The 5,192-nt window shown below is 31.3% G+C and carries 7 protein-coding genes; 6 read left to right on the forward strand and 1 reads right to left on the reverse strand.

The annotated features are described in order from the left end of the window. Positions 1-217 precede the first annotated feature (217 nt). From BN350_RS17045 to BN350_RS17055, 3 genes are all read left to right on the forward strand, one after another. Positions 218-475: a CD3324 family protein gene (locus BN350_RS17045; protein ID WP_028044673.1), complete on the forward strand. Its 258-nt coding sequence runs from the start codon at positions 218-220 to the stop codon at positions 473-475. Between the two features lie 103 nt (positions 476-578). Then, complete coding sequence (locus BN350_RS17050) at positions 579-1,211, forward strand: CatB-related O-acetyltransferase (RefSeq protein WP_028044674.1); 633 nt, start codon at positions 579-581, stop codon at positions 1,209-1,211. A 2-nt stretch (positions 1,212-1,213) separates the two neighbouring features. After that, the gene (locus tag BN350_RS17055) at positions 1,214-1,909 is read left to right on the forward strand and encodes an Ntn hydrolase family protein (protein ID WP_028044675.1); all 696 of its coding nucleotides are present in this window, start codon (positions 1,214-1,216) and stop codon (positions 1,907-1,909) included. A 34-nt stretch (positions 1,910-1,943) separates the two neighbouring features. Here BN350_RS17055 and BN350_RS17060 read toward each other — a convergent pair whose 3' ends face one another. Beyond that, on the reverse strand, positions 1,944-2,414 hold the full coding sequence (locus BN350_RS17060; RefSeq protein WP_028044676.1) for a VOC family protein: 471 nt from the start codon (positions 2,412-2,414) through the stop codon (positions 1,944-1,946). Between the two features lie 150 nt (positions 2,415-2,564). Here BN350_RS17060 and spoIVA point away from each other — a divergent pair, with 150 nt between their 5' ends. The 3 genes from spoIVA to BN350_RS17075 all read left to right on the forward strand — a co-directional run bounded on the left by spoIVA (position 2,565) and on the right by BN350_RS17075 (position 5,177). Continuing rightward, entirely contained in the window at positions 2,565-4,043 is a 1,479-nt protein-coding gene (spoIVA, locus tag BN350_RS17065; RefSeq protein ID WP_028044677.1) for a stage IV sporulation protein A, read from the forward strand. A 69-nt stretch (positions 4,044-4,112) separates the two neighbouring features. Beyond that, positions 4,113-4,385, forward strand: a complete 273-nt coding sequence (locus tag BN350_RS17070; protein ID WP_028044678.1) for an HU family DNA-binding protein — start codon at positions 4,113-4,115, stop codon at positions 4,383-4,385. Positions 4,386-4,460: 75 nt separating this feature from the next. Continuing rightward, complete coding sequence (locus BN350_RS17075) at positions 4,461-5,177, forward strand: zinc metallopeptidase (protein WP_028044679.1); 717 nt, start codon at positions 4,461-4,463, stop codon at positions 5,175-5,177. Positions 5,178-5,192: the final 15 nt, after the last annotated feature.

Consider the following 5,192-nt stretch of genomic DNA (forward strand, 5'->3'; position numbering starts at 1 on the left):
ATAAAATCAATTGGGTTAACTTGAATGGAGAGAAGAGAAATGTTATACTTTGATAATCTGGCGGTGATAGAGATGTGTATTAATAAGAAAAAGAAAAATAGTGCTTAAACTCCATGCATTGCTAGTATAAGCGACGTTTGCATGGAGATATTTTAGTCGCTTTTTAGGATATACTGGCTTTGCAACTTGGCATAATGAAACAAGGAGGAAGCTATGTATGAAATATATGAATGCGAATGATCTTCTCCCTGATGGACTTGTTGAACAATTACAAGAATATGTGCAAGCTGGTTATATTTATATTCCAGCTAAACAACATAAATCATGGGGTGAAGTATCTGGGTATCGAAAAGAACTTAAACAGCGTAATGATAAGATTATTGCTGAATATAGAACAGGGAGAACGATTGAAGAACTTTCTATTGTTTATCATCTTTCGATATATGCTATTAGAAAAATAATATATCAAAAATAATGAGAGAACTTGAAGGTTCTCTTTTTTACTGTTTATTTCTGTTATATTTAGTATATTGAATAGTTAAAAATTAATAGATAAAATAAGAATAGGAGGTAAAAATATGAAAGATTTAAAGAAAATTTATCCTAGAAGTGGAGATTATCAAACAGTATATCTTCAAAATGTTATAACAAACCCTCATATTGAAGTTGGTGATTATACAATATATAACGATTTTGTTAATGATCCTACATTATTTGAACAAAATAACGTTTTATATCATTATCCTATCAATCATGATAAACTTCAGATTGGAAAGTTCTGTTCTATTGCTTGTGGCGCAAAATTTTTATTCAATAGTGCTAATCATACCATGAATTCATTAAGTACTTATCCTTTTCCATTGTTTTTTGAGGAATGGAAACTTTCAAAAAAAGATGTTACAAAAAGTTGGGATAATAAAGGAAATATCATTGTTGGTAATGATGTTTGGATTGGATATGAAACTGTAATTCTTGCTGGTGTAACAATTGGTGATGGAGCAATTATTGGAGCACGAAGTGTTGTAACAAAGGATGTGCCACCTTATACAATTGTGGCTGGTGTTCCAGCTAAAGAAGTGAGAAAGCGTTTTGATGAATCAATCATTGCAGAGCTTCTTCAAATAAAATGGTGGAATTGGCCAAAAGAAAAAATAGCACAAAATATAGAAGCTATTCAATTGGGAAAGATAATACAAATAAGTGAGAAGTAACAATGTGTACAAGATTTGTTTATAATGGAAAAGATACTATTGTAGGATTTAATTTTGAAATTGATTTAGATGAATGGAATCATAAAATAATAAAAGGAAAAGATATGTTTGCGATTGGTATATTAATGTCTGACCATCAATATCATACTTTTCATGGAGTGAATAAAAATGGGAATGTTGGGACATTATTATATGTTAATGGTAACGAAAAAGGGAAATATTCAACGGAAGGACATCCTATAACGATTGCTGATTTAACAGAAAGTTTTATTCATGGAAAAATAACTTTAGATGATGCTTTATATATTGTACAAAATCAAAGAATTGTTTATGCAAAAGATACAACTATGCAGGCTATGCTTTCTGATAAGATGGGACGTACACTGATTATTGAACCAGGAATTGGATATTGTCTACAAATACAAAGATATACACTTATAACAAATTATTCTGTGTTGAAACCAGAAATGACCAAGTCATTTATTGTTTTTGGTGATGATAGATTTGAGAGAACACAAGAACAACTTGAGCAGCAGAATAGTGACTTTTCTGTTGGTGATGCAATGAATCTATTAAAATCAGTCAAACAAGAAGGTCTTTGGGCAACACGTCTTTCTTTTGTTTATTCAGTAAAAGAAAATAAAGTTTATTATGTTAAGAATAATCATTTTGAAAAAGTTATGGTTCATAATTTTTAGTGTTGTACTTATTTATGATGTTATCATTCTTATTTTATCCATGCTGAAGTATTTCCTCGATATAATCTAATGGTACGTGCATGAGTTTTGCAATTTCTTCATAACTGAACCCTTGACCTAAAAAACGTTTTGCGACTTTCTTCATACTTTCACCAACTTCAATTATATGACCATCAGGATCATAAAAACGGACAGTACGCTGCCCCCATGTATGTTCTTTTAAAGGATGAACGAGAGGAACATTAAATTCAACAAGTGTTTGCATAAACTGATCAATATCTTCAGTCTCAAAATAAAGTTCACAAGCGTTGTTTTGTGAAATGATTTCTTCTTCGGGTTTGTGAATAAGCTCTTTCCAAAGTTCATAAGATTCTAAGATAATACCAGATGATAGTGTTGTTCTTCCACGATAGTCAAATAAAACTTTTAAGTTTAAGACATGACGATAAAAATACTTTGAACGACTCATATCATTGACAACTAATAATGTATTTTTATATTTCATCTCAGCGCCTTCTTTCAATTGTTATTTTAGCATATTTAAGGAATGATTGACATATCTATTTTTTAGGACAGATAAAATAAGTTTGTCTTAAGAGTTATGGTCTATTTGACGAAAATATTCATATATTGATGTGTAAGAAGGAGGAAGTATATGCAAACAATAGATATACTTAAAGACATAGGAAAAAGATGCGATGGGGACATTTATTTAGGGATAGTTGGACCGGTAAGAGTTGGAAAATCTTCTTTTATTAAACGTTTTATGGAAATGGCAGTTATCCCTTATATTGATGATCCTGATGCAAAAATTCGTGCAACAGATGAATTACCGCAGTCTGGTGAAGGTAAGATGATTATGACTGTGGAACCTAAATTTGTTCCGAATCAGGCAGCACGTATTTATGTAGAAGAGAATCTAGGTGTTAATGTTCGACTAGTAGATTGTGTAGGTTATGTGATTGATGGAGCAAAAGGATATAAAGATGAACAAGGTATTCGTTATGTCAAAACACCATGGTATTTAGAAGCTATACCTTTTGATGAAGCCGCTAAAATTGGAACTCAAAAAGTTATTCAAGATCATTCAACCATTGGTATAGTTATGACATGTGATGGTTCTATATGTGAAATTCCTGCGCAAGACTACGTTATGGCGACTGATGAAGTTATTCAGGAATTAAAAGAAATTGGGAAACCATTTGTGATTGTGGTAAATTCTAAAGATCCTCGAAGTATTCAATGTAGTGAACTTGTAGAGAATTTAAAACAAAAACATGATGTTCCTGTTATTCCGTTAAAAGTTAATGAAATGACAGAAGAAGATATTGCTCATTTATTAAAAGAAGCACTTTATGAATTTCCAATTCATGAAGTGAAAATTGAAGTACCAAGATGGATTGCATTAATGGATTCATCACATTGGCTGAAACAAACCTTAGATGAAGCATTAGAACAATCGTTACAAGAAATCAAACGTTTTAGAGATGTTGAAATTATTGCGACACATATGGGTGAGTTTGACTTTATTAAAAAAGCCTATTTGTCATCTATTGATACATCTTCTTCGTCTGCAACATTACGCATTAAAGAAAGAAAAGGACTTTATAATGAGATTCTTAATGAAATATTAGGACAAGATAAATTTGATTCAGCAATGTTTTTAAAACAAATGCAAGAATTAATGCAGATGCAAAAGGAATATCAGGCATATCAAAGTGCTATTAAGATGGTTAAGCAGACTGGCTATGGATATGCATTGCCAATTATGGAAGATATTGAGTTAAGTGAACCAGAAGTGATTAAGCAGGGACCGCGATATGGCATGAAATTGGTTTCTACAGCTTCTACAATTCATATGATTAAGGTTGATATTGAATCCACATTTGAACCAATAATTGGTTCAAAAGAGCAGGCAGAAGTATTTATACAATATTTACAGAGTCATGGTGAAAACAACAAAGAAGCTATCTTTGATTGCGATGTCTTTGGTAGAAAATTAGGGGATTTAATCAATGAAGGAATGCGTGTAAAATTGGCTTCAATGAATGAAACCGCTTGTATTCGAGTGCATGATATTTTGAGTAAAATTGTGAATAAAGGTAAGACAAATGTCATTGCGATAGTTTTATAAATTTGTTGTTGCTTTGCTGAAATTGAAATGTTATACTACTACTTAGATTTAGGTAGGAGGCAATTTAAAATGAATAAAAAAGAACTTATTGATATCGTTTCACAAAAGAAAGATTTAACAAAAAAAGATGCTGAAGCGTTAGTAGATACAGTTTTTGATACAATGATTGAAAGTATTTTAGATGGAGATAAGGTTTTGATTTCAGGCTTTGGTACTTTTAAGGTTAATAATCGTAAGGAACGTAAAGGTGTAAGTCCTAAAACAAAAGAAGTTATGATTATTCCAGCAAGCAAAACTGTTTCATTTAAACCTAGCAATAGATTAAAAGATGCAATGAATTAATCATTCATCTTTTTTTATTATTATTGTCATATTCTGTTCATAAATGTTGTATACTATAGATACGAGGTGATCAATATGTCATTTTATTATTATGGTATGATGGGAAATAAATATTATATGATTGGAACAATCTTAGTTATTGTTGCATCATTTCTTGCCATTTGGGCACAGATGAAAGTCCAGTCAGCCTATAAGCGTTATAAAAATATTCCCAATTCTAAAGGAATGACAGGCGCTCAGTTGGCACGTGAAATTCTTGATAGTGAAGGATTACAAGATATTCAAATTTATGAAGTTAAAGGAAACTTAAGTGATCATTATAATCCTGGTAAAAAGACGATTAATTTATCAGGAGATATTTATCATGGGACATCTATTGCTTCATTGGCAGTAGCCGCTCATGAATGTGGACATGCCATACAATATAAAGAAAAATATGTGCCTATATCTTTTAGAAATGCCATTTTACCAATTGCTAATATTGGACAATATTTAGGTTGGATTGCTATATTTATTGGACTTTTGTTGGGACGTACAAATATTGCTTGGATTGGATTTTTCGCGATGTGTGGAATTTTAGCTTTTCAAGTTGTGACGTTGCCAGTAGAATTTAACGCTTCTAGTCGTGCTTTGACAATATTGAAAACACGTTATCTTAATGTGGATGAATATGCGGGAGCACGCAGTATGTTATCAGCTGCGGCAATGACCTATGTGGCAGCAATGATTTCAACGTTAATGAGTATGTTAAGAATATTTTTGATTATTTTAGGAAATTCTAGAGATGATTAAAGACCGTAAGGTCTT

The organism is Candidatus Stoquefichus massiliensis AP9, assembly GCF_000455285.1.
Taxonomy (GTDB): domain Bacteria; phylum Bacillota_I; class Bacilli_A; order Erysipelotrichales; family Coprobacillaceae; genus Stoquefichus; species Stoquefichus massiliensis.

Excerpts from the sequence above, each read along its gene's own strand:
- BN350_RS17045 (WP_028044673.1), top strand. The coding sequence starts at position 218 with ATGAAATATATGAATGCGAATGATCTTCTCCCTGATGGACTTGTTGAA.
- BN350_RS17050 (WP_028044674.1), top strand. The coding sequence starts at position 579 with ATGAAAGATTTAAAGAAAATTTATCCTAGAAGTGGAGATTATCAAACA.
- BN350_RS17055 (WP_028044675.1), top strand. The coding sequence starts at position 1,214 with ATGTGTACAAGATTTGTTTATAATGGAAAAGATACTATTGTAGGATTT.
- BN350_RS17060 (WP_028044676.1), bottom strand. The coding sequence starts at position 2,414 with ATGAAATATAAAAATACATTATTAGTTGTCAATGATATGAGTCGTTCA.
- spoIVA (WP_028044677.1), top strand. The coding sequence starts at position 2,565 with ATGCAAACAATAGATATACTTAAAGACATAGGAAAAAGATGCGATGGG.
- BN350_RS17070 (WP_028044678.1), top strand. The coding sequence starts at position 4,113 with ATGAATAAAAAAGAACTTATTGATATCGTTTCACAAAAGAAAGATTTA.
- BN350_RS17075 (WP_028044679.1), top strand. The coding sequence starts at position 4,461 with ATGTCATTTTATTATTATGGTATGATGGGAAATAAATATTATATGATT.